Consider the following 24135-nt stretch of genomic DNA (forward strand, 5'->3'; position numbering starts at 1 on the left):
GGGACTGCTCGGCCCAGATGTGCCGGTGCTCGCGGTCGACGCGGTGCTGGAAGGAGTCGATGTTGTAGTAGTCCTGCGGGCTCTGGACGAAGGCGAGCTCGTCGTCGCGGAAGTATCCCATGAGCCGGTCGAGGAAGTGGGGAAGGGGCGCGTGGTCGGCGTCGAAGACGGCGACGAACTCGGCCGTCGAGTGGGCCAGGCCGAAATTGAGGTTCCCCGCCTTCGCCCCCTCGTGCGACTCGCGGGCGAGGTAGACCGCGCCGAGTTCCTCGCAGAGGGCGCGGACCTCCGCCCGCCCGCCGTCGTCGAGGACGATCGTTCGGTGCGGATAGGCCATGTCGTTGCAGGCGAGCAGGGTCGTGCGGAGCACCGGGACGTCCTCGTTCATCGTGGGGACGAGAACGTCGACCGTCCTGCCCGGAAGCGGACGCGGCGCGGCGCGCGTGATCGGCCGCCAGACGACGAAGTAGAGGAGGAAGGTCTTGACCGCGCCGAAGAGCTCGGCGCTCCAGAGGATCCAGGCGAAGACGAGCGCGTTCGGGTTGAGGGTCTCCGTCACGCGCCACCAGAGGTAGAACACCGTCACCGCGATGGCGGCGAGCGCGAAGAGGCGGCGGAGAGGTTCCGCCCTGAATTCGTTGTAATCGACCATGGTTCGCGACGTTACCGTTGTCTTCCAAGGGTGAGGTGCATGCCGCTCATGTAACTTCCAGTATATCATAAATATTTGACGATTTAAAGGGCGGAGGTGACAACGGGGCGATTTCGGCGCCGCCGACACGCCGGCCGGGGAGGCGGGCCGCCGCCATCGAGTGCTGGCCGAGGCCGCCGCGAACATATATACTGGTGCGAGGCGTGCCGCATGACCTTCCACCCGAACCGGGAGCGCGTTTCGATACCGGGAGGAGCATGACGATGAACGGAGACGGCCTGGCGGCCGAGCGGGACTACGAGGCGTTTCTCGAACGGTACCCGGCGTTCCGGGAGACGTCGGCGATCGACGACCTGCGGCGGACGGAGTTCTCGCGCCTCGACGAGCAGGGGCACGTCTACCTCGACTACACGGGCGGCGGCCTCTACGGCGCATCGCAGATCCGCGGGCACGCCGACTTCCTGCTCCGCAGCGTCCTCGGCAACCCGCACTCGATCAATCCCACCTCCGCGCTCGCCACCGAGCGCGCCGAGTCCTGCCGGCGCCGGCTCCTCGCCTTCTTCAACGCGTCTCCCGAGGAGTACGTGCCCGTCTTCACGGCCAACGCCACGCACGCCCTCAAGCTCGTCGGCGAGGGGTATCCCTTCTGCGTGGGCGACGTCTTTCTGCTGACCTTCGACAACCACAACTCGGTGAACGGGATCCGCGAGTTCGACCGCGCGCGCGGATCGGCCACGCGGTACATCCCGCTCGTGCCCCCCGACATGCGCGTCGACGACGCGGTCCTCGACCGCTATCTCGACGAGGGGGACGGCGTCTGCAACCGGCTCTTCGCCTTCCCCGCGCAGTCGAACTTCTCGGGCGTCCTGCATCAGCTCGAGTGGATCGACCTGGCGCACGAGCGTGGCTGGGACGTCCTCCTCGACGCCGCCGCCTTCGTGCCGACCAGCCGCCTCGACCTCTCGCGTTGGAAGCCGGATTACGTGGCCGTCTCCTTCTACAAGATGTTCGGGTACCCGACCGGCGTCGGCGCCCTCATCGCGCGGCGCGAGGCGCTCGGGAAGCTGCACCGTCCCTGGTTCGCCGGGGGCACGATCTCCGTCGCCTCGGTCAAGGCCGACAAGTTCTTCCTGCATCCCGGCGCCGAGGGATTCGAGGACGGGACGATCAACTACGGCTGCCTGCCCGCCGTCGAGCGCGGACTCGATTTTCTCGACGGGATCGGGATGGAGACGATCCATGCGCGCGTCATCGCCCTGGCCGGCTGGCTGATCGACGGGCTCCTCGCCCTCCGGCACGGCAACGGCAGGCCGGTCGTCCGGCTCTACGGCCCCGCGACGACCGACGGGCGCGGCGGCACGGTGTCGATCAATGTCGTCGACCGCGACGGCGCCGTCGTCGACCACACGATCGTCGAGCGGGCGGCGGCGAAGCGGATGATCTCGCTCCGGACCGGGTGTTTCTGCAATCCCGGCGCGGGCGAGCTTGCTCTCGGCCTCACGCGGGGCGATATCGAGCGCTGCTTCAACCAGCCGGAGTCGCGGATGAGCTACGACGAGTTCCGCCTCTGCGTCGACCCGAAGAGCGCCGGCGCCGTGCGGATCTCCCCGGGCCTCGTCTCGAACTTCGCCGATGTGCAGGCGGTTCTCGCCCTGATGGGGGAGTTTCGCCAGCCCTGACGGGACGCCGGCGGCCGGCGCGGCAGATCGCCGTTGACAGCAGGGCGGATTTCTTTATCATTTCCGGCGAATAATCGGCCGGGCGGGGTATACGTGTCTGAAAACGGCCGCCCCGCGGGGCCCGGCCGGCGGCGCGCATTGCCCGGGCCGCTCTCAACTCATATGCGAATCAGCCGGTTGCTCTGGAAAGGAGTCGTCGATGATCGAGATTTCCGGACTGACCAAGTATTACGGGTCGCTGTGCGCCCTCGACCACATCGACCTCACGATCGACCGCGGGAAGATCCTCGGTCTGCTGGGGCCGAACGGGGCGGGCAAGACGACCGCGATGCGCATCATCACCGGGTACCTCTCCCCGACGGAGGGGACCGTGACGGCGCGGGGGCTCTCGATCCGCGAGGACACGCTCGCGATCAAGAGGATGATCGGGTACCTCCCCGAATCGGCGCCCCTCTACCGCGACATGCTCGTCTACGACTATCTCGTCTACGTGGCCGACATCCGGGGCATCCCGCCCGACCGGCGGGAGACCCGCATCCGCGAGCTAACCGACGTCTGCGGCCTGCGCGAAGTGATGCACCGGTCGATCAGCGAGCTCTCGAAGGGGTTCAAGCAGCGCGTGGGGCTGGCGCACGCGATGATGGGCGATCCGGAAATCCTCGTGCTCGACGAGCCGACCTCCGGGCTCGATCCCAACCAGATCGCCGACATCCGCGGAATCATCAGGGAGATCGGCCGCGAGAAGACGGTGATCCTCTCCACGCACATCCTCAGCGAGGTCGAGGCCACCTGCGACCGCGTCGTCATCATCAACAGCGGCCGCATCGTCGCCGACGGGTCCACCGGGGATCTCATGCGCTCCTCCGGCGGCGGTTACACGATCAATCTCACGCTCGAGGGGGCCTCGGCAGACGACGCGCGGGGCGTTTTCTCGGCGATCGGCGGCGTCTCGGCCGTCGATCAGGTTGGCCCGGGCAACGGGGCCGTCGCCCTGTCGCTGCGCTGCGACACCTCCGAGGATATACGGCGGACGATCTACGAGGCGGTCAAGAAACGCGACTGGACCCTGCTGGAGTTCACGCGCGAGGCGCGGAGCCTCGAGACGATCTTCCGGGAACTGACAAAGGAGAACTGACATGGCCTTCGCGGGACACGTCTCCCACGTCTTCAGGAAGGAGTTCCGGGTCTACTTCGTGACGCCGATCGCGTACATCGTGATCGCCATCTTCCTCGTTTTGACCGGCTGGTTCTTCTTCTCGACCTTCTTCCTCTACGACCAGGCCGAGCTGCGCGACTTCTTCGGGCTTTTGCCGGTCGTCTTCGCCTTCATCGTTCCGGCCGTGACGATGCGGCTCTTCAGCGAGGAATACAGCGTCGGCTCGTACGAGATCCTCATCACGATGCCCGTCACCTACGTCGACGTCGTCCTCGGCAAGTTCCTCGCGGCCACGGCGTTCGTGGCCGTCATGATGCTGCCGACGCTCTCCTACGCGGTCTCGATCGCCTTCCTCGGCGATCTCGACTGGGGGCCCGTCGCGGGCGGATACCTCGGGGCGATCCTGCTCGGCGCATCCTTCAGCGCCGTCGGGCTCTTCGCCTCGGCCCTGACGCGCAACCAGATCGTCGCCTTCATCATCGGGATGATCATCTGTTTCGCCTTCACCGTCGTCGACAAGATCCTCTTCTTCCTGCCGGAGTCGATGCTCGGCTTCTTCCAGTACGTCGGCGCCGACCATCATTTCCAGAACGTCGCGAAGGGGATCGTCGATTCGCGCGACATCGTCTATTTCCTCAGTTTCATCTTCGTCGCGCTGTACGCCGCGAACCTGGTGATCCAGGAGAAGAAGTGAGGTGGCCGCGATGACCGACACGAAACGATACGGAAAGTACTACCGCTTCGGGCTCTACCTCGTGGTCGTCGTTCTCGTCAATCTCGCCGGGATCACCCTCTTCTTCCGGGCGGACTTGACGAGGAACGGCGTCTATTCCCTCTCGGCGGCGAGCCGGGAGGCGGTGGAGACACTCTCGGAGCCCCTGACGATCAAGGTCTTCTTCACCAGGAACCTCCCCGCGCCGCACAACAACACCGAGCGCTACCTGCGCGACCTGCTCGACGAGTACGCCGTGCACTCCAACCGGTATTTCAACTACCGCTTCTACGACGTGAGCGCCGAGGAGGGGGAGGTCGACGAGGAGACGAAGCGCAACCAGCAGGCGGCGGTGGGGTACGGGATCTTCCCGGTCCAGATCCAGAACATCGAGCAGGACGAGGTGAAGTTCCAGAACGCCTACATGGGGATGGTCCTCATCCACGGGGACGTCGTCGACAGGATCCCCGCCATCACCTCCACCGACGGGCTCGAGTACACGATCACCTCGAAGATCGAGAAGATGAACAGCAAGATCAGCGCCCTGCTCAATCTCGACGAGCCGGTGCGGGTGAAGCTCTACTTCTCCTCGTCATTCGCCGACGTCGCGCCGCAGATCGACCTGCCGGGTTTGATGGATATCCCCGGCCGCGTCGAGGCGCTCGTCAACGAGCTCAACGAGACCTTCTACGGCACGCTCGAATACGTGCGCCGCGACCCCTCGGTCGATTCGACGGCGATGGCGGAGGTGCGCCGGAACGACCTCATCACCCTCCGGTGGCCCGACCTGCCCGACGCGGGCGTGCGTGCGGGCACCGGAACGGCCGGGCTCGTCGTCGAGTGCGGCGATCGGCGCCGCGCGGTCGATCTCGTCCAGGTGTACCGGCACATCTTCGGCACGCAGTACCGGCTCGCCGACGTCGAGGGACTCGGCGAGACCGTCGGGGAGATGGTCGACGACGTCATCGACATCAACAAGAAGATCGGCTATCTCGCCTCGCACGGCACCTGGCCGCTCGCGGGGGGCAATCCCTACCAGCAGGAGCAGCAGAACCCCGACGCGCTGACCAACTTCAACCGCCTCGTCTCCGGCGAGTACTCGGTGGTCCCGGTCCAGCTCGGCGAGGAGGAGATCCCCGAGGGGGTCGACTGTCTCATCATCGCCGGGCCGCGCGAGCCTTTCAGCGACTGGGAGCTCTTCCAGATCGACCAGTTCCTGATGGAGGGCAAGTCGCTGGCGATCCTGCTCGACCGATTCAACGAGATCGTCCCCCAGCGCGGCGGCGGTATGGGATACAACCAGCCCGTCTATCTCCCGATCGAAACGGGGCTCGACGGGCTGCTCGAGCAGTACGGGATGTCGGTGGGGCGCTCCTACGTCCTCGACGAGCGGAGCTACGAGCAGCGGATGCCCGAGGCCTACGGCGGCGGATCGAGACAGATCTACGTGGCGCCCCTGATCGGCCCGGAGCAGATAAACGACCGGCTGCCCTACATGCGCAACATCAAGACGCTCGTGACCGTCAAGTCCTCGCCGGTAACGCTGCTCCGCGACACGATCCGGGCGCAGGGACTCTCGGCCGAGGTGCTCTTCTCCTCATCGGACCGTTCGTGGGAGATGGCCGACCGGATCGATCTCAGCCCCTGGGCGATGCAGCCCCCCGAGGACGAATCGGTCTTCGAAAGCATGCCGCTCGCCGTGATGGTCGAGGGGGCCTTCGAGAGCCGGTTCGCCGGCGGGGAGGTGCCCGAACTCGAGGCGACGGCGGCCGATTCGGCGGCCGCGGCCGCGCCGGGCGGCGACCTGCAGCCCCTCGCCGGGGACCGGGCGATCATCGGGAAGGGGCGGCCGGGAAGGATCTTCCTCATCGGCACCTCGGAGATCGTCAAGAACAACGTCCTCGACGACCGGGGACAGTCGCTCACCGCCACGTTCGTCATGAACGTCCTCGACCACCTGAACGGGCGTGACGCCTATGCGGCGATGCGGAGCAAGACGCGCAGCTTCAATCCCCTCGGGGAGACCGGGGCCGGCACGAAGGCCTTCGTCAAGACCTTCAACATCGCGGGCCTTCCCGTGATCGTCGTCGCCTTCGGCGTGCTGGTGTGGTTCCGCCGCGCGGCCCGCAAGCGCCGCATCCAGACGATGTTCGCCGCCGCCGACCGGCGGGCGTAGAGGAGGATCGACCATGAAGATGAAACGGGAATACATCGCGCTCGTCTGCGTCATCGCCGCGCTCGTCCTGTACATCGCGCTGCGGAGCGGCGACCGCACGCACTACGACCTTCCCGCCCTCGACGCGGTCGCAGGGGACGAGATCACGAAGATCGTCATCACCAGGGCCGACACCTCGTTCGCCATCGAGCGGATGGATGACCGGTGGCTCATCCGGCCCGGCGACTACGAGGCGGACGGCGCGACCGTCGACCGCATGGTCGAGGCGCTCGGCGCCTTCGATCTCCAGGCGCTCGTCTCCGAGACGGGCAGCTACGCACGCTACGGCTTCTCGCCGGAGGAGACGATCGGCGTGGAGGCGTGGGTCGGCGACCGCCGCGTGCGGAGTGTCGGGATCGGCAAGGGGTCGACGAACACGCGGCACACCTTCGTCCGGATCGAGGGGGACGACGGGGTCTACCAGGCGGGGGGCGGCATGCGCGCGACCTTCGACCTCTCGGTCGACAAACTGAGGAACAAGACGATCGCCACCCTCGACCGCGAGTCGATCGACCGGATCGAGGTGGCCGGAGAAAACGGGTTCACGCTGATGAAGGTGCCGGTCGCCGCGGAGACGGACACCGCCGCCGCCGTCACGCAGATGGCCCCGCCCGGATCGGCCTGGCGGACGCTCGACGGGCAGGAGGCGGACGAGGCGGCCGTCGGGCGTCTCGTCGGCGCGGTGGCGAACCTCCGGGCCGACGGTTTCGTCTACGGCGCGGAGGCCGGGGATCTCTCCTCCCCCGTCTACGAGATGACCGTGGCGGCCGGGGAGCGTCGCGTCACGCTCGGGATCCTCGCGAAGCGGGACGACGGCACGCACGTCGTCGTCGCATCCTCGAGCGGGCATCCCTTCTACGTTTCCGAGTGGCGGGCCGGGCAGCTGATGAAATCGCTCGACGATCTGCTGCCGGAGCAGGCCGAATAGGCGGCTGGCGGCGGGGCGTCCGGGCCGGCGGCCGGAGAACGGCGGCGAATCAGTCGTCCAGGGGAATCGAGCGCTCGCGTTTCAGGCGCGAGCGCTTCTTCTTGTCACGGATGCGGGCTTCGCGGGCCGAGCGGGAGGGGCGCGTGGGGCGGCGGCTCTTCTCGCGATGCAGCGCCTCGCCGAGCAGCTCGGCGAAGCGTTCGACGGCCGCCTCGCGGTTGGCCCGCTGCGTGCGGTGCCGCTGCGAGACGACGCGCAGGCAGCCGTCTTTGCCGATGCGCGTGGCCAGGCGCGCCATGATGCGCCTGCGGTCCTCCTCGCCGAGGCTCGGCGATTCCTCGACGTCGAAGAGAAGGGTGACGCGCGTCGCCACCTTGTTCACGTTCTGGCCCCCCGGCCCCGAGCTCCTGGAGAAACGGAACCGGAGCTCGTCGTCGGGGATGCTCACCCTGTCGTTTATCCGGATCATGCAATCCGTTGTAGCACGAAGCGGCCCGCGGCGGCAAGCCGAAGGGCCGCGGCCGCGGGCCGTCGTTCGTTCGCTGGAACCCGCTTCTAGCGCAGGTTCTCGACGAGGATGTCGAGCTGCTCGCGGGTCAGGGTGACTTCGTTGCCGTCGTCGTCCCTGATCGTCACCTTCTTCTCGTCGATGAACGCCTCGGGGCAGCACTTGCCCTCGCCGCACAGCGTGACTTTCTTCATGGCATACCTCCCTGTTGAATGCGTGAAGCGTGACATCGGAAACGGTAGACCATCCCGGGTCGCCGCGCAAGAAAAAAACAGATAAAAACAGTGGGGTATTCCGGCCGGGAATCAGTACGCCTCGTTGATGACGAAGTAGAGGCCGGAGGAGCGGTGGCCGAACCCCATGTCGATCCGGAGTTGCGCGCCCTCCTTCCCCAGTTGGACGCGGAGGCCGACGCCCGCGGCTGTCTCGATGTCCTCGGCGGCGAGGTCGCCGAGCCGGCCGGCGACGCTCCCTGCGCCGCCGAAGACCGCGGCGCCGAGACGCCACCACACATGGAGACGGTACTCCGCCTGGCACACCCACGCCACGCGGTCGCGGAAACGGGCGTAGGGGTACCCGCGCATCGTCGAGACGCCCCCGATCGCGGGGAGCATCTGGAAGGGAACCTCGCCGCCGGCCGCGCCGAACCAGCACCTCGCGGCGATGACGCCCCGTTTCCGGGGCGAGCGGTAGGCGCGCAGGTCGAGCATGGCGGTCCGGTAGGCGGCGTCGCCGCCGCACGCGAGCGCCCCCGCCTCGGCGAAGGTCCCCGAGCGCGGCTGGAGCCGGTCGTCGCGGGTGTCGCGCGTGACGAGCAATCCCGCGCCCGCGGCGCTCCATGTCCCCGAGCCGGGGATGCCGCCTTCGACGAGACCGCCCGCCTCCGCCTCGTAGACGCGCTCGCGGTGGAGGAACAGGCGCGGCCCCGCGAAGAGACCGGGGCTGATGCGGCGCTGGAAAGCGAGGAGCAGATTCGCGGACTCGGCGGCGTAATCCTCCTCGATGCCCGGCCCCGGTCCGATGCCGTAGAAGGTCGACGGATAGCGCTCGTACCCGATCTCCCCCACGAGTCGCCACCGGCCGTCGCCGGAGACGAGTTCGGGGCCGAGCTGCACGATCGTCTGCCGCTTCTCCGTGTAGCAGACGGTGGCGAAGACGGACGAGAGTCGTCTCTCCTCGCCGTGCCGGATGTTCCACAACACGAGGGGGCCCCCGCCGGTGCCGGTCTCGGGCGTATAGAAGAGGGCGGGCAGGACGATCCATTCGTCGTCGGCGGGCGGGCCGTCGCCCCCGGCGGCGGGGACGGCGGCGAAAAGCACGAGGAGCATCATCAGGGCGGGGCGCAAGCGGTCTGCCTCCTTTCGGATTCGTTCCACGGAATATACGATATGCACGGTGATTTGCAAGTGTGGGCGGCCCTTTTTCACGGGTCGATCGATGGTGGCGCCGAGCGGTCCGCCGTGATACGATCGACGGGCGCGAACGCGGCGCGCGTGAACGCCGCGACTATCGGCGCCGGCCGCGGGCCGGCGGGAAGGAGGGTTCGCGACATGGCGGAGCGGGATTGCCACATCTGTCCCTGGTGGCTGGGGTATCTTCATCTCGGGCCGATCAGGCGGCTCATGCAGCCGCCCGTGAAACTGCTTTCCCCCTGTCTCGAACCGGGGATGACGGCGATCGATTTCGGATGCGCGATGGGATTCTTCACGCTCGACATGGCCCGGCTCGTCGGCCCGGGGGGGCGTGTGATCGCGGTCGACATCCAGGAGCGGTCGCTCCGGACCCTGCGCGGGCGCCTGCGCCGGGCCGGGCTCGAGGAACGCGTCGACGTCCGCCTCGGCGTCCCCGGCTGGGCGGACGACCTCGACGGCGCGGTCGATTTCGTTTCGGCTTTCTATGTCGTCCACGAGGTGCCCGATGCCGCGGCCTTCTTCGCCCTGGCGCGCCGCGTGCTCGTGCCGGCGGGGCGCCTCTTCGTCATCGAGCCCCGCGGGCACGTCGGCGAGGCGGCCTTCCGCGAGACCGAACGCCTCGCCCTCGAGGCCGGGTTCGCCGTGGCCGGCCGTCCGGACGTCAGCCGCAGCCGGTCCGTGCTCCTCGAGGCGCGATGACCCGCGCCGGATGCGGAACGGGCGACACCCCCAGGGGGGATCGCCCGTTCCGCATGCCACAATTCTCCCTCGCCGGATCGACCGGCTCACCTTACGAGCAGCGCTCGCGCGATGCGGCCGTGCAGCCGCCCGATCCCCTTCGTCACGTGCATCGTGCCGAGGAGGAGAAGAAGCCCGGCGACGACCGTCACCGGCATGAGCCAGCCCGGCGTGTAGAAGGACCAGCCGCCGAACTGCGCGAGGGGCAGTTTGAATCCGTACTGCAGCACGGGCTGGAAGATCCCGCTGAGCGAGTAGGCGAGGAGCGTGATCGTCACGCAGAAGTAGAGGGTGCCGAGGGGGAGCATGATGACGAAGTAGAGGATCGTCGACCACGTCCGCCCGTCGAGGAGAAGGGCCCGGAACCGTTTCCACCATCCCTCGTCGCCGGAGACGAAGACCGGTCGTCGCGGCATCCGCACGCCGAGCAGCGCCTCGACGATCCGTCCCTCGACGAGCGCGAGGGCCCGCACCGAGATGAGGAAGAAGGCGATGAAGGGGATGCCGAAGATCATCACGAGGAATCCGAGGGAAAGCGAGATCCCGCTCACCGCCCAGGTGAAGTAGATGCACCCGGTCACCAGCGACAGGAGGAGGTAGAGGAGCGACGCGTAGGCGCGCGGGTCGGCGATGACGCCGAAGAAGCGCTCGGGCAGGGAGCGATCGCGCCGGACCGGTCCCGGGGCGAGGGGCGGGACGTGCTGCCGCTCGAGCTCGAGGTAGCCGGCGGCGATCTCCTCCGGGGAGCCGTACTCCTCGACGATACGGGAGACAGCGACCCGCGGGTCGGCGGCGGGATCGGTCTCGACGGCCTGCGCGAGCGCCGTCGCCAGATGCTCCCCGGCGTCCGAGAGGGCGTCCTGCACGGTGGCCCGGTCGGCCCCGTGAAGGGCGATCCGGAGCCGCTCGAGGTATTCAGCTATCATCGCGTTCATCGCCTGTTCCTTTCAGTGTCGAATCGACGAAATCGACCGTATCGCGCCAGATCGCCGTCCACCGGGCGAGGGCGGCCCGGCCGTCGCCGGTGATACGGTAGTAGCGGCGCGGCGGCCCCGCGACGGATGGCTCCACGCTGCTCGCGAGCAGTCCGCTCCGTTCGAGGGAGCGCAGGACGGGGTAGAGGGCGCCTCCCGTGACCGGGCCGGCCCCGTTTCCCTCCCATTCGATGAGCTTCGAGATCCGGTACCCGTAGAGGGGCTCCCCGGCCCGGCCGAGGACGGCGAGAAGCACGAGGGCCGTCGAGCCGGCGCTCAGCTCCCGGCGCAGTTTCCTGTCCACGGCGTCGCGGGGGTCCCTTCCGTCGTGCGCGCCGTCGGTCGTCTGTGCGGTCACCTGTCGTCTCCTTTCGTCGCCGGGTCGCCGGCCGACCGGATGGGCCGGCGGTAGTGCCTAATGCAACATAATATTAGATAGATAATATTGTCAAACTAATAATAGTATGGAATCCTCATTCGCCAAGTTTCATCGATTCATGCGAAAAATTCAGTTGCGCGGAAACATTGTGAATGTATATTCGTACAATGAATCTGAATTCAAAATATCGATTCATGATTTGAATAGCGATTCATTCGGAGGTATCGCATGATGATACGCGAAGATGGCTCTTCGGGGCGACAGACCCGCAAGGAGCGGGAGGAGGGGCGGCTTCGTAGCGAAATCCTCACCGCCGCCGCGCGGCTCTTCGCCCGGCAGAGCTTCCAGAAGACCTCGATGCAGCAGATCGCCGACGACGTGGAGATCTCCGTCGGGCGGATCTACCGTTTCTTCGACGGCAAGGAGGAGATCTTCCGCGAACTCGTCGAGGGGGTGATCGCGTTCATCGACCGGGTGGGCGATGCGGAGGTGAAGAAGCACGACTCCCCGATGCGGGGGCTGCGGAGCGCCTTCCGCGAGATCTACATGAACATCGGGGCGGAACACCGGGATTTCCTGATGATCCTCCACAACGAGAACCCGATCCGGATGAAGCGATACCTTCTCGATTATCTCGTCACGCAGCGACGGAGTATCGCGAGGATGCTCGGCGAAGCGATGGACCGGGGAGAGATCAGGCGGGAGAATCCATACATCCTGGCGACGATGATGGTCGCATCCGCCGCCGCCTTCCTCGCCGATTCCCTCGACAGCGACATGCAGTTCACCCAGGCGGAATACTACGAGACCTTCGAGCGCGTGATGTTCGATTCGCTCGAGACGGGACGCGGCGCGGCCGCCGAGACGAAGGAGCCCCGATGACGAGTATCATGAAACGATCGATGAACCGGTGTCCACGGAACGCGGCGGCGCGGCTGGCCGCGGCTTTCCTGCTTCTGGCGCTGGCCGCGGGGCCGGCGGCCGCCGAGCCCCTGCAGCTTTCGATCGGGAAGGCCGTCGAGATGGGACTCCAGCACGACGAGCAGCTGCGCCAGGCCGCGGCGGGCATCGACGGCGCCGCCGCCGACCTGCGCCGCGCGAAGGCGGGCCGTTTGCCCTCCCTCTCGCTGGCCGGGCAGTACACGCGCAATATCAAGAAGCCGGCCTTCTTCCTGCCGCCCGAGTTCGGCGAGATGTTCGGCGAAGACGGTGGCGGCGGCGGTGTCTCCTACGTGGAAATCGGCGAGGACAACGCATTCAGCGCCCAGGCGCTCGCCACGTACAATCTCTTCACCTCCGGGCGGGTCTCCGCGGCGATCGGCGCGGGGCGCGAGGGGCTCGCCGCGTACCGGGAGCAGGAACGCGCGGCGGCCGATTACGTCCGCTACCGCGTCCGCGAGGCATATTATACCGCCCTGCTCGCCGCCAAGATCGTCGACATCAACGAGCGGGCCTTCGCCTTGACGGAAGAGGCCGTGCGCGTCTCGCGGGCCGGCCACGACGAGGGCACGGTGAGCCGGTTCGACCTGCTCCGCGCGGAGGTCGAGCTCGCCAACAGGCGGACGCCCCTCGTCAAGGCGCACAACGACCTCGACCAGTCGCTGATCACGCTCCGGCGGCGGATCGGGATCGAGGCCGACGCCGAGATCGCGCTCGTCGACTCGCTCGAAACGGTGGCCATGCCGGGCACCCTCGACGGGCAGCTCGCCGGGATGCGGACCGCGAGCCCCGAGCTGGCAGCCCTCGAGCACCAGGTGGAGGCCATGCGGCACAACCTCGATCTCCAGCGCGCCGGGCGCTGGCCCGTCCTGCAGCTCACCGGGTCCTTCACCGTCCAGTCGGAGTGGTCGAACGAGTTCGTGCCCGACACCGACTACATCGCCCGCAGCGCCGCCGTTGGCGTCGGGTTCAACATCCCGATCTTCGACGGCCTCGAGACGAAGGGAAGGATCGGCAAGGCCCGGGCGGAGCTTCGAGCCGCCGAGCTGGAATTCGAGCGGGTGGAGCGCGAGAAGGCGCTCGTCGTCCGCGGCACCTGGCTCGCCCTCGAGAACGCTCTCGTCTCGCTCGAGGGGCGCGAGGAGGGCGTCCGTCTCGCCGAGGAGGCCTACCGGCTCGCACTCGTGCGGCTCCGCAACGGCCTGGCGACACCACTCGAGCGTCTCGACGCCGAGCTGGCGTTGACGACGGCCCGCGGCCAGCTCGCCGAGGCGCTCTACGCATGCAACGTCGCCCGGGCGGGGCTCGAGCTCGCCACGGGTTCGAGCGAATAGAAGCGACATCGACACGTGACCAGAAGGAGACAGGACATGAACGAGACCGGCGGAAAGAAGAGAAGGGGACGGCGGACGCTGTTCATACTCGTGATCGTCATCGTGGTCGTCGGCGCCTTCGCGCTGCGGTTCCTGGACATCCGGAGGGGCGAGAGCCTCGCCAGCATACGATCGGTCCAGGAACAGGAGGGGAAACCGGTCGAGACGGCCGTCGCCGAACGCGGGGACATCCGGGCGTGGACGACCCTCGCCGGCACGGTCGAGGGCGCGACGCAGACCCCCGTCACGTCGACGAACGCCCTGATCGTCGTCGACGTTCCCGTAAACGAAGGCGACGCCGTGAAGGCGGGGGACGTGATCATCCGCCTCGAGAAGACCGCCCCGAACCCGATGGTGCACTCCTACGACCGCTCGAAGGCCCTGTACGACGACGCGCTCGCCGACGCGAAGCGGATGCGCAATCTCCACAGGGAGGGGGCGATCTCCGAGCAGGCGCTCGAGAAGGCCGAGATGGCCCTCGAGGTGGCCCGGGCCGATCTCGAGAACGCCCGCGTGGGCACCGACCTCGTCGCCGCGCACGACGGCGTCGTCATGAGCATCGGCGTGGAGCCGGGCGATCTCGCCGACACGCACGAGCCGCTGGCCTGGATCGCCAGGACCGACTCGGCGAGGATCGTCTTCCAGGCGGGGAGCCGCCAGGCGCTCATGCTGCGGCGCGGACAGCGGGCCGAGTGGCGCGACGCGGCCACCGGCAATCACGGCGAGGGATACGTCTCGAAGCTCGATCTCGCCGCGGACCCGAAGACCCATCTCCTCGAGGGGGAGGCGATCTTCGGGAACGCCGGGGGTCTCCTCATGCCGGGGCTTCTCGTCTCCTTCGACGTGCTCTCGGTCGACCGTTCCGGCGTGATCAGGATCCCGCGCCGCGCGCTCGTCGACGCCCCCGGGGGGTTCCGCGTCTTCGTCCTCTCCTCCGGCCCGGAGGAAGAGACGCGCGCCGGGCTCCGCGCCGTCGAAACCGGGTTCACCGGGACGGACGAGGTCGAGATCGTCTCGGGGATCGAGCCGGGCGAGCGGGTCGTGGTCTTCGGACAGAGCGCCCTCAAGGACGGCGACCTCGTCAAGGTCGTCGGCGGGGAGGTCGAGTGAGATGAATCCGATCCGCGTATTCGTCCGGCGCCCCGTCCTCACGACGATGCTTCTCGTCGCGATGGTCGTCATGGGCCTCTACACATTCCGGCGGACGATCGTCGAGCTCATGCCGAAGATCGATTTCCCCTACGTCGTCGTCACCACGATCTACCCGGGCGCCTCCCCCTCCGAGGTCGAGAGCCAGGTCACGAAGAAGATCGAGGACGCCGTCTCGACCCTCGCGAACATCGAGAGCCTCGAGTCCTACTCGATGGAGAACTCGTCGCTCGTGCTGATCGAGTTCGCCCTCGAGACCGACGTCGACCTCGACGCGATCGACGTCAAGGACAAGGTCGACGCGATCCTCATCGAGCTCCCCGAGGACATCGAGAAGCCGATCATCCAGAAGTTCGACATCACGAGCTCGCCGATCATCGACATCGCCGTCTCGGGGCCCCGCTCGCTCGAGGAGATCTACGAGATCGCCGACAAGACGGTCAGGGAACGCCTGAGCCGCGTCGACGGCGTCGCCGAGGTCCAGGTGACGGGCAAGCGGGAACGCGAGGTGCGCGTCGCCGTCCACCCGGAGCGCCTGCGCGCCTACGGGCTCACGATGCTCGACGTGGCGGGCGTCGTCGCCGCGGGGAACCTCAACGTCCCCGCGGGGCACATCACGCGCGGCCCCACGGAGACGACCCTCCGGATGGTCGGCGAGGTCGCCTCGCCGGCCGAGTTCGCCGACTTCCGCCTGCCGCTTCTCTCCGGGAAGACGATCCCCCTCTCGGAGGTCGCCGACATCCTCGACACCACCGAGGAGTTGCGCGAGTCATCCACCTACAACGGACAGCCGGTGATCGGTTTGTCGGTGATGCGCCGCTCCGACGGCAACACGGTGGCGGTCGCCCGCGGCGTCCGCGAGGTCCTCGCCGAGCTGGAGGGGATACTCGACGACGACATCGAGATCGCCGTCACGAACGACATGTCGTCCTTCGTCGAGAGCTCGGTGGCCGACGTGCAGCAGAACATCGTCATCGGGATCCTGCTCACCGCCCTCCTCCTCTTCATCTTCCTCCACGACTGGCGGCAGACGCTGATCGCGGCGATCTCGATGCCCGTTTCGGTCATCGCCACCTTCCTCCTCATCGACGCATCGGGCTTCTCGGTGAACGTGATGACGATGATGGCCCTCGGGATCTCGATCGGCACGCTCGTCACCAACGCGATCGTCGTCATCGAGAACATCACGCGGATGGTCAAGAGCGAGGGGATCGATCCCTTCGAGGCGGCCGAGAAGGGAACGGCGCAGGTCGCCGTCGCCGTGCTCGCCTCGACCTTGACGAACATCGTCGTCTTCACGCCGATCGCCTTCATGAGCGGGATCATCGGGCGGTTCTTCATCCAGTTCGGCCTCACCGTCGTCTATGCAACGCTCTTCTCGCTCGTGATCTCCTTCACGATGGTTCCGATGCTCGCCGCCCGTCTCATCCGTCCCGGGGTGGGCGTCGGCTGCGGCGAGAGCAAGTTCGCCTGCGCGGCGCGCGCGTGGGACCGTTTCTACGAGCGTCTCACGGAAAGCTACCGCCGATCGCTCTCGAGCGCCCTCGACCATCGCTGGCGCCCGATACTCGGCGCCGTCCTGCTCTTCGTCTTCGCGATCTTCCTCTTCGGTTTCGTCGGCGGCGAATTCATGCCGGTCGTCGACCAGGGCGCCTGCCAGATCACGATGGAGCTGCCCGCGGGGACGAGCCTCGAACGGACCGTCGAGCTCGCCGGCCGCATCGAGGCGACGCTGCGCGCGCGCGACGACGTCGAGGGGGTCGTCGTCAAGGTCGGCGGCGGGCAGCGGGGCGTCGAGGACGCGGCCATCACCGTCAAGCTCGTGCCGGCCGGGGAGCGCGACCTGCACCTCACCGGGTTCATGAACGACATCCGGCCGCTGCTCGCCGGCATCCCCGACGCCGAGATCATGGTCGTCCCCGCCGACGAGGGAGGGATGGTCCAGGCCGATCTCGTCATGGAGGTCCTCGGCGACGACCAGGGGGAACTCGATCGCGTGGCCTTCGCGCTGCGCGACATCTTCTACCGGGTGCCGGGGCTCGTCGAGATACAGACGAGCGCCGAGATAGGCAAGCCCGAGCTCGCCGTCAAACCCCGCCGCCGGCAGATGAGCGATCGCGGGCTCGCGGCGGCGTCGGTCGGCCAGATCCTGCGCGCCGCCTACGAGGGGGAGGAGGCGGGCGTCTACCGGGAGTCGGGTGAGGAATACGACGTGGTCGTCAAGTACGCCGACGAGAGCCGGACCGATCCGGCCTCTCTCGCCGACATGCCCATCGCGACCCCCCTCGGCACGACCGTGCCCCTCTCCGACGTCGGCGTCATCGAGGAGCGGGTCGGCTCGTCGACGATCTACCACGCCGACAAGCAGCGAAAAGTGGAGGTGACGGCGAACATCGCGACGGGGACCCTCTCGGAGGCCCGCGCGGTGATCGACGGGGAGCTGGCGAAGATCGACGTTCCCGACGGCATGACGATCCGCTACGCCGGCATGGCCGACATCCAGGACGAGTCCTTCGCCTCGATCTTCGAGGCCCTCATCCTCGCCATCATCCTCATCTACATCGTCATGGCGGCGATCCTCGAGAGCTTCGTCCACCCGATCACGGTCATGCTCACTTTGCCGCTCGGCCTGATCGGGATGTCGCTGGGCCTCTTCTTCACCGGGCAGACGATCAACATCCTCTCCCTTATGAGCTACGTGATGCTCATCGGGATCGTGGTGAACAACGCGATCCTCCTGCTCGACTACACGGCGCAGCTCCGCGCGAAGGGCGCGGGGATCCGGGAGGCCCTCATCGAGGCCTGCCCGACGCGTCTCCGGCCGATCATCATGTCGAACCTCGCCATCGCGATCGGGATGCTTCCGCAGACGATGGGGGGAGCGGGCAACGAGTACCGCGTGCCGATGGCCGTCGTGCAGATCGGCGGCGTCATCATGTCGGCCGTCTTCACCCTCTACCTGATCCCGGTGGCCTACACGCTGATGGACCGGCTGACCGGGGCCGGCAGGCGGGAGAGACGGGCACGCCGCACGAGGTGACCGGGAGAGGCAACGAAAGAGGGGCGCCCGCGGGGGCGCCCCTCTTCGTGTCCGGTCTTCGCCCGGTTCGCTACTCGACCTTCACGAGTTCTGATGTGACGGTGCCGCCGCCCTGCGAGGCCGGCATCTGCATCGTCGAGCGGAGGACCATCCGCGGGGCCTTCTCCGAGACGAACATCGTGCCGCCCGAGCCGTCCTCGATGTTCTTGACCTCGATCTTGAAGGCGGTGAAGGTGCCGGCCGGCACGGTCACCGACTCGAGACCGGTCACCTCGAAGGTCATGAGGCTCAGCTTCATCTGCTGGTAGTCGAAGTTGCGCAGCACGCCGGCCATGCCGGGCTCGAGCCGCATCGACTCGATGAAGAGATCCAGCGCGTTCCCGTTGCCGAGCACCGGGGCGGCGAGCGCCTCGTTGATGGGCATCTCGTTTCCCTGGAAGACGATCGAGCCGGTCACGGCCTCTTCGCTGAAGGAGAGGACGGCGACGCTCGGGCCCATCGCTGCCGAGTAGGCGATCGGCAGCAGCGTGGCCGCGTCGAGGACCGTCGTGTCGGCGAACGAGCCCATCGGATACGATCCCTCGGTGAGCACGTGCCAGACGTCGGCGCCGTCACGGACGGCACCGGCGACGACGACCTTCGACTCGATGGGGATCTCCTGGCCCATCATCTCGAGGGTCGAGGCGTAGGTGCGCGTCGAGGGGGCGGCGAGGGAGGGATCGATCGCGGGCAGCGCGGCCGATTTCGCCTCCTCGGGATCCATCCCCTTCTCCTCGAGCGTGACCGTCTCGACGTCGATCATCATCCCGTCGAGCTTGTCGGCGATCTCCGCCCGGACGTCCTCCTGCACGCGCCCGCCGAGATGCTTCTCGAAGAAGTTCTCCATCGCCACGGTCATGGCGATACGGTTGTCGGGATTGAGGAAGCCGTGTCCCTCGTTCGGGGCGAGCATGTACTCGACCTCGCGGCCGAGGTCGCGCATCGCGATGACGATCTGGTCGCTCTCCTGCTGCTTCACGCGCGGATCGTTCGCCCCCTGGACGACGAGGAGCGGGGCCGTGATCTTGTCGGCCGAGAAGAGCGGCGACTGGCGCATCAGGCGTTCCCTGTCCTCGGGATTGTCCGGGTCGCCGACGTGCTCGTTGAAGAACTTGCGCGCCGTCTCCCAGTAGGGGGGGATCGATCCGAGGAGCGTCAACAGGTTCGAGACGCCGACGTATGAGATCCCGCAGGCGTAGACGTCCGGCGTGAATGCGAGACCCGCGAGGGTCGCGTAGCCGCCGTAGGAGCCGCCGAAGATGCCGACCTTCGCCGGATCGGCGATCCCCTCGTCGATGAGCCACTCGACGCCGGCGGTGAGGTCGTCCTGCATCGCGTCGCCCCACTCGCGCTTGCCGGCGTTGAAGAAGTGCTTGCCGTAGCCGGTGGAGGAGCGGAAGTTCGGCTGCATGACGGCGTAGCCGCGGTTGGCGAGGAACTGGGCGTAGGGGTCGTATCCCCAGGAGTCGCGCGCCCACGGTCCGCCGTGCGGCAGGATGACGACGGGGAGATGCTTCGCCTTGACGCCCTTCGGCACGGTGAGATAGCCGTGGATCTCGAGGCCGTCGGGGGCCTTGTACTTCACCGGCCGCATCTCGGCGAGATACTCGACGGGGAGATCCGGCCGCGGCCGGTAGAGGAAGGAGACCTTCTTCGACCGGCGGTCGTAGAGGTAGGTGGCGCCCGGATCGACGTCGCTCGTCACGGAGATGATCCAGAGGTTCTCGTCGCTCGTCCGCGAACCGACGTTGATGTCGCCGTCGGGCAGCTGCGAGCGGATCTTGTCGTAGTCCTTCTTGAATTCCTTGTCGTGGAAGTAGATCCGCGTGCGGGCGTCGTCGTAGTAGGTGGCCTGGATCTCGTCGGTCACCTCGCTGAACACCGCGCCGCCGAAATCGACCGCCTTCTTCGGGTCGGTCTCGACGAGGGTCTCCTCGAGCGAGTCGAGATCGAAGAGGACGAGCCGGCTCAGGTCGACGTCCTCGCCGCGGTTCGTGTCGAGGTAGACGCGGCGGCCGTCCTTGTGGAAACGGACCACGCCGGCGTTCTCCTCGTTCGTCGTGACGTAGACGGAGGTCATCGCGTCGTCGTCGACGCGGAAGAACTCGGTGCCGCCGTCGTCGGTCTCCTTCGTGACCATCCGCAGCTCGCCGGCGAGGTCGAAGATCCAGGAACTGTAGCCCTCGTCGTTCTGCCTGATGAGGGTGCGCTCGCCGGTGGAGAGGCGGAGCCGGTAGAGGTCGTGGTACCGCTGATCGCGGTCGTTGAGGCCGATGAAGACGATGTCGGGATCGTTCTTCGGCAGGGAGTAGAACATCACGCGGACGTCATCGAAGGGGGTCATGTTGACCGCCGGCGGCACGCCGGTCGTCTCCTCGATCTCCGCCTTCGGGTCGACCCGGTAGAGGAGGAAGTTCTCGTCGCCGCCCTTGTCCTGGACGTAGACGAGATAGCGTCCGTCGCGGCTCCACGCGTACCCGCGCACGGGGCGCGTCGTGTCGGCCGTCATCGGTTTGGCCGCGTCGAAGGGCTCGTGGACGCGCTTCACCCAGATGTTGAGCTTGCCGTGGTACTCCTTGAGAAACGAGATGTGCTTGCCGTCGGGCGAGATCTGGGCGCCGGCGATCTCGGGATCGCCGAAGAAGACCTCGCGGTCGATGATCGGCGGCAGATTCTCGAGATAGCCCGTTTCGGCGCGGGCCGGTACGGCGAGGACGCCGGCGATCAGGCCGGCGGCCGCCAGGACGAACAGCAGGCGCTTCATGAAGAACCTCCTTGTGCGCTGCATCGTGCCGTAAAGTGGCGTGTCTGTGGTGCGGTCTCTCTTCCCCCGGTGGTCGGGAGCGGAAGGATTCTATGCGGCGTCGGGGAAAAAAGCAACAGAAAGAGACCGCCGGCCGCGGGGCGTCGCCGATCGGCCCCTGTCGCGCCGTCCGGAAAGCGGCGAGCCGCCGCAAGGAGAGCCCTTCAGGGGCGGCGAGCCGTGGCGAGGCGCTTGCGCCATGCGTCGAGGGCCGGGCGTGGGGCCCCGTCGCCTGCACGGAGCCCGCAGTCGCGCCAGAGGCGCAGGAGGGGCGCGTTGTCCAGGTACTGCAGGCGGCTGTCCCAGAGATCGTCGAAATCCCGCGAGAAGAACCAGTTCACGAACCGGGCGTCGAGGCTGTCGGCGTCCCCGAGGAGCCGCTCGACGAAGCGCCGCTGGGCGGCCGTGTCGGCAAGGATCGTCACCGGGCTCGGCGCGGTCACGTCCTCCGCCGGCCACCCCGTCTCCGCCCACGCGAAGGGCTTCTCCGGCGCGAGGGCGGCGAGCCTGCGATAGTGGTCGGCCGGGACGTCGTCGGGATCGGCCCAGGAGGTGAACGCGTACGAGCTGGCGGCGATCATGTCGGTGAAGGGCATGACGAGCGCGAGGGAGTCGGCCTGCGCCTGCGGGGCGGCGGCGAAGAACTCCGCCTGGATCGTCAGGAAAACCGGCAGGGCGGGGTATTTCCCCTTGATCGCCGTGTAGACAAACCGGGCGAGCGTGACGAAGGCCGGCCACGTCTCCGGCGCCGTCTCGAGGAGGATGTTCGCCTCGATCGCGTACGCGAAGAAGTCCGGCGTGAAGATCTGGATCATGTAGTCGCAATGCTCGGTGAAGGCGAAAACGACCGCGTCGGCGTCGAAGCCGAGGGTGTCCCACGGTTCGGGCAGGGGCATGTTCTCCTCCGCGCCCCGGTAGGCGGCGAGGCCGTCCCGCTCGAAATCGATCGGCGTGACGGCGAGATAGGTGACGTGGCCGATCGGGATGCGGCTTTCCTTGAGGTTCAGCTCGGCCATGAACGGCTCGGCGTAGCGGATCGCCGCGAGGGCCTCGGGCCAGGGCACGCCCCCGTCGAAGTGCATCGCGGCCATGTCGCCCTCCTCCCCGATCGCCGTCCACGCCGCGTCGACCCCCTCCTGCGAGAAGGCGTGGGGGAAGTCGGTGAACCCGAGCGCGTACGGGCGCAGCGTGTCGGGAAGGGCCGGGCCTGGATCGACGGCGCCGTCGTCGCCGCAGCCGGCGGCGAAAAGCAGCGCGACGAGGAGGGCGAGAGCGACGGGCGATCCGCGGTTCATGGCTGATCCTTCCGTGCCGGCGGCGCCTCGCGGCGCCTTGCGGAGAGAGGTGGATATTTCCCGTCCTGCGACGATACCACGGGAAGGGCTCCGCCGGATGTCTTTACTTTTCCTTCGGGGAGGAGTATATTCCTGGCGTGGGACTTCCCTGTGTGTGGGGGCGAATGGATTCGACGGGGATGGAAGAAGTACGGGAAGCGTGCCGAGGTGCCATCAGACCTCGTTAAACAGGTGGCAAACCAACAACTGCCAACGACAACTTGGCACTGGCCGCCTAAACACGGGCGACCCGTCCGCTCCGGTTGCGCCGACGGAACCGGAATCCGGGCGTTGACGACCGCCGGCTGGTTCGCCGACCCGCTCCTGGAAGGTGAACGAGAAAATTAGGAGCTAGCTGCCCTGCCCTGTTGTCCGCTGCGCGGCAGGGCGGCGAGACTGTTTCGGCGGACTACGCACGTAGACGATCGTATGGAAGCATCTTCGGACGCGGGTTCGATTCCCGCCGCCTCCACCAGTTTCCAATATGGTGGCGAAACGATCGAGGCCCGGGCGCTCGCAGGCACCCGGGCCTTTTTCTCGCGGGGCGCGCCCGGAGCGCGCGCGGCCGCCCGGGGCGGCGGTCACTCCCCGACGCCGCGTACGCGGTAGAGCGATACATCCCCGTCCCGGCTGATCAACTCGAGACAGGATGGCGCGCCGCCGCCGCCGAGGAGCCCCGCCGGCCGGGAACCGAGCGTGAGGCGGCCGACGACCGCGAAATCGGCCCCGGTCTCCCGCGCCTGGCGGCACAGACGTTCTCCGTATCCGGCGTCGTCCGTTCCCGACGGCGACGCGATCTCCACCCAGCGATATTCCACGTACCGTTGCATGAACGGGAAGGTGCCGAGGACGACGATCCCCGGCCCGTGCGCCTCGCCGAGCTTTCGCGCGGCGGCCAGCTCGGCCGTCGGGTGCGCCCGGACGAAGGCGGGCAGGCGCGTGGCGGTGGAGACGGCCGTCGCAACGAGGAGCGCCGCGGCGACGAGGGCGCCGCGGGTCCATCGCCATCGCCCGATCGGCCGCCTGAACCAGCCCGCGTCGAGAAGCCCGGCCGCCGCGAGGTAGAGGATCGGCAGGAGCGGGAGAAGGAAGCGTACACCCGAGAAGAAGAAGAGGCAGACGGCGGGGAGATAGACGGCGACGAAGAGGATCGCCGCCGGGTGCCGCCGCCGAACGAGCTCCCGCGCGGCCCCGGCCGCGGCGAGCGCGGCGAAGAGCGCCCCGGCGGGCCCCGCGCCGCCGAGATAGTAGAGCGTCGAACGGAAGAAGCGGCCGATCTCGACGGCGCCGCCGGCGAGGAAGGCCGCCGGGTCGGCGGAGATGACCGCCCACAGGCCCCCCGCCGGCATGCGGGAGAAGTACGACCAGTCGCCGCCGCCGTGCAGCTTGAAGGCGAGGTTCTTCCACGATTCGCTGTAGAAGGGGACGCCGAAGACCCGGATCGAGAGGATCGCGTGCGGGATGAGGACGCAGGCGCCGGCGAGAAGGAACGCCGCGGTCCGTCCGGCCCTGCCGCCTCCCCGTCCCGCGTCCGCCGGCCACAGCAATGCGGCGAGGGCCACGGGCAACAAAAAGAACCCGGTGTAGCGCGTGAAGCAGGCGAGCCCGACGACCGCGCCGAGGGCGGCCGCCCCCCGGGCCGAGGGGGTCTCGCGGAGACGCGCGGCGAGCAGCACCGACGCCAGCGCGAACGCGGCGAAGAGCATGTCGGTGGACGCGCTCAGCCCGAGGGTGAAGACGTTGACGTTGAGGGCCAGGGCCGACGCGGCGAAGAGGCCCGCCCACGATCCGGATTGCCCGCGCCCGGCACGCCACGCGAAAAGGAGGAAAAGTCCCGCGGCGAGCGTCGAGACGATGCGCGCGCCGGCGAAGGAATCGCCGACGATCCCCCCGGCTGCCGCCGCGACGATCGTGTAGAGGAGCGGCCGGTAGGGATCGCGGGGCAGGGCGCCGCCGCGCAGTTCCTCGACGCGGTCGACGTATCCGTCCCACTCGGCGCCCCCGACCGTCTCCATCCGGTGGTACCTGCCGCCGAAGAAAAGCAGGAAGAGCACGAAGAAAAGAATGACGGCGAGGGCGATGCGGTCGGCGGTCGTCGTCATCGG

Annotated in this window: 19 protein-coding genes and 1 other RNA gene; 11 read left to right on the forward strand and 9 right to left on the reverse strand. The window is 67.8% G+C overall.

Features of this window, described 5'->3' with window-relative positions; translation table 11 throughout:
* Positions 1 to 652: glycosyltransferase (locus JW876_12320; protein ID MBN1886293.1), on the reverse strand; the 652-nt coding region annotated here is incomplete at its 3' end.
* A 257-nt stretch (positions 653 to 909) separates the two neighbouring features.
* On the opposite strand from JW876_12320, the gene JW876_12325 reads away from it, so the two are divergent.
* From JW876_12325 to JW876_12345, 5 genes are all read left to right on the forward strand, one after another.
* Positions 910 to 2331, forward strand: coding sequence for an aminotransferase class V-fold PLP-dependent enzyme (locus JW876_12325; protein MBN1886294.1), 1422 nt, complete (start codon positions 910 to 912; stop codon positions 2329 to 2331).
* Positions 2332 to 2530: 199 nt separating this feature from the next.
* Positions 2531 to 3466: an ATP-binding cassette domain-containing protein gene (locus JW876_12330; protein ID MBN1886295.1), complete on the forward strand. Its 936-nt coding sequence runs from the start codon at positions 2531 to 2533 to the stop codon at positions 3464 to 3466.
* A gap of 1 nt (position 3467) precedes the next feature.
* A complete protein-coding gene (locus tag JW876_12335) occupies positions 3468 to 4181 on the forward strand; it encodes an ABC transporter permease subunit (protein MBN1886296.1) in 714 nt (237 codons plus the stop codon).
* A 1-nt stretch (position 4182) separates the two neighbouring features.
* The gene (locus tag JW876_12340; protein MBN1886297.1) at positions 4183 to 6375 is read left to right on the forward strand and encodes a Gldg family protein; all 2193 of its coding nucleotides are present in this window, start codon (positions 4183 to 4185) and stop codon (positions 6373 to 6375) included.
* Between the two features lie 13 nt (positions 6376 to 6388).
* Entirely contained in the window at positions 6389 to 7342 is a 954-nt protein-coding gene (locus JW876_12345) for a DUF4340 domain-containing protein (GenBank protein ID MBN1886298.1), read from the forward strand.
* Positions 7343 to 7391: 49 nt separating this feature from the next.
* On the opposite strand, the gene arfB is transcribed toward JW876_12345, so the two are convergent.
* The 3 genes from arfB to JW876_12360 form a co-directional block, all read right to left on the reverse strand.
* Positions 7392 to 7802 (reverse strand): aminoacyl-tRNA hydrolase, encoded by a 411-nt coding sequence (arfB, locus tag JW876_12350; GenBank protein MBN1886299.1) that lies wholly within the window; start codon positions 7800 to 7802, stop codon positions 7392 to 7394.
* 95 nt (positions 7803 to 7897) lie between these two features.
* Complete coding sequence (locus tag JW876_12355; GenBank protein ID MBN1886300.1) at positions 7898 to 8044, reverse strand: hypothetical protein; 147 nt, start codon at positions 8042 to 8044, stop codon at positions 7898 to 7900.
* A 111-nt stretch (positions 8045 to 8155) separates the two neighbouring features.
* Positions 8156 to 9196, reverse strand: a complete 1041-nt coding sequence (locus JW876_12360) for a BamA/TamA family outer membrane protein (GenBank protein ID MBN1886301.1) — start codon at positions 9194 to 9196, stop codon at positions 8156 to 8158.
* A gap of 204 nt (positions 9197 to 9400) precedes the next feature.
* Here JW876_12360 and JW876_12365 point away from each other — a divergent pair, with 204 nt between their 5' ends.
* Positions 9401 to 9961 (forward strand): methyltransferase domain-containing protein, encoded by a 561-nt coding sequence (locus tag JW876_12365; GenBank protein MBN1886302.1) that lies wholly within the window; start codon positions 9401 to 9403, stop codon positions 9959 to 9961.
* Between the two features lie 86 nt (positions 9962 to 10047).
* Here JW876_12365 and JW876_12370 read toward each other — a convergent pair whose 3' ends face one another.
* Entirely contained in the window at positions 10048 to 10935 is an 888-nt protein-coding gene (locus tag JW876_12370; protein ID MBN1886303.1) for a sensor domain-containing protein, read from the reverse strand.
* A complete protein-coding gene (locus JW876_12375; protein ID MBN1886304.1) occupies positions 10916 to 11278 on the reverse strand; it encodes a PadR family transcriptional regulator in 363 nt (120 codons plus the stop codon). Before JW876_12375 ends, JW876_12370 begins: the two co-directional genes overlap by 20 nt.
* Before the next feature lie 303 nt (positions 11279 to 11581).
* Between JW876_12375 and JW876_12380 the strand changes: the two genes are divergently transcribed.
* Genes JW876_12380 through JW876_12395 form a run of 4 tightly spaced genes read left to right on the forward strand, consistent with a single transcriptional unit; the run spans position 11582 to position 17854 of the window.
* A complete protein-coding gene (locus tag JW876_12380; protein ID MBN1886305.1) occupies positions 11582 to 12235 on the forward strand; it encodes a TetR/AcrR family transcriptional regulator in 654 nt (217 codons plus the stop codon).
* Positions 12232 to 13626 carry a TolC family protein gene (locus JW876_12385; protein ID MBN1886306.1) on the forward strand — a complete coding sequence of 465 codons (1395 nt, stop codon included), beginning with the start codon at positions 12232 to 12234 and terminating at the stop codon, positions 13624 to 13626. Before JW876_12380 ends, JW876_12385 begins: the two co-directional genes overlap by 4 nt.
* Before the next feature lie 36 nt (positions 13627 to 13662).
* Positions 13663 to 14775 (forward strand): efflux RND transporter periplasmic adaptor subunit, encoded by a 1113-nt coding sequence (locus tag JW876_12390; GenBank protein MBN1886307.1) that lies wholly within the window; start codon positions 13663 to 13665, stop codon positions 14773 to 14775.
* A 1-nt stretch (position 14776) separates the two neighbouring features.
* Entirely contained in the window at positions 14777 to 17854 is a 3078-nt protein-coding gene (locus JW876_12395) for an efflux RND transporter permease subunit (protein MBN1886308.1), read from the forward strand.
* Between the two features lie 70 nt (positions 17855 to 17924).
* Here the strand turns inward: JW876_12395 and JW876_12400 are convergent, their stop codons facing one another.
* Both JW876_12400 and JW876_12405 read right to left on the reverse strand, forming a co-directional pair.
* Positions 17925 to 20657: a S9 family peptidase gene (locus tag JW876_12400; GenBank protein ID MBN1886309.1), complete on the reverse strand. Its 2733-nt coding sequence runs from the start codon at positions 20655 to 20657 to the stop codon at positions 17925 to 17927.
* A 203-nt stretch (positions 20658 to 20860) separates the two neighbouring features.
* Positions 20861 to 21991 (reverse strand): hypothetical protein, encoded by a 1131-nt coding sequence (locus JW876_12405; GenBank protein MBN1886310.1) that lies wholly within the window; start codon positions 21989 to 21991, stop codon positions 20861 to 20863.
* Positions 21992 to 22147: 156 nt separating this feature from the next.
* Here JW876_12405 and ssrA point away from each other — a divergent pair.
* Positions 22148 to 22505: a transfer-messenger RNA gene (ssrA, locus tag JW876_12410) on the forward strand.
* Positions 22506 to 22611: 106 nt separating this feature from the next.
* Here the strand turns inward: ssrA and JW876_12415 are convergent.
* A complete protein-coding gene (locus tag JW876_12415; protein MBN1886311.1) occupies positions 22612 to 24132 on the reverse strand; it encodes a glycosyltransferase family 39 protein in 1521 nt (506 codons plus the stop codon).
* Positions 24133 to 24135 lie beyond the last annotated feature (3 nt).

The sequence above is a fragment of the Candidatus Krumholzibacteriota bacterium genome, assembly GCA_016931295.1.
Lineage (GTDB): Bacteria > Krumholzibacteriota > Krumholzibacteriia > Krumholzibacteriales > Krumholzibacteriaceae > JAFGEZ01.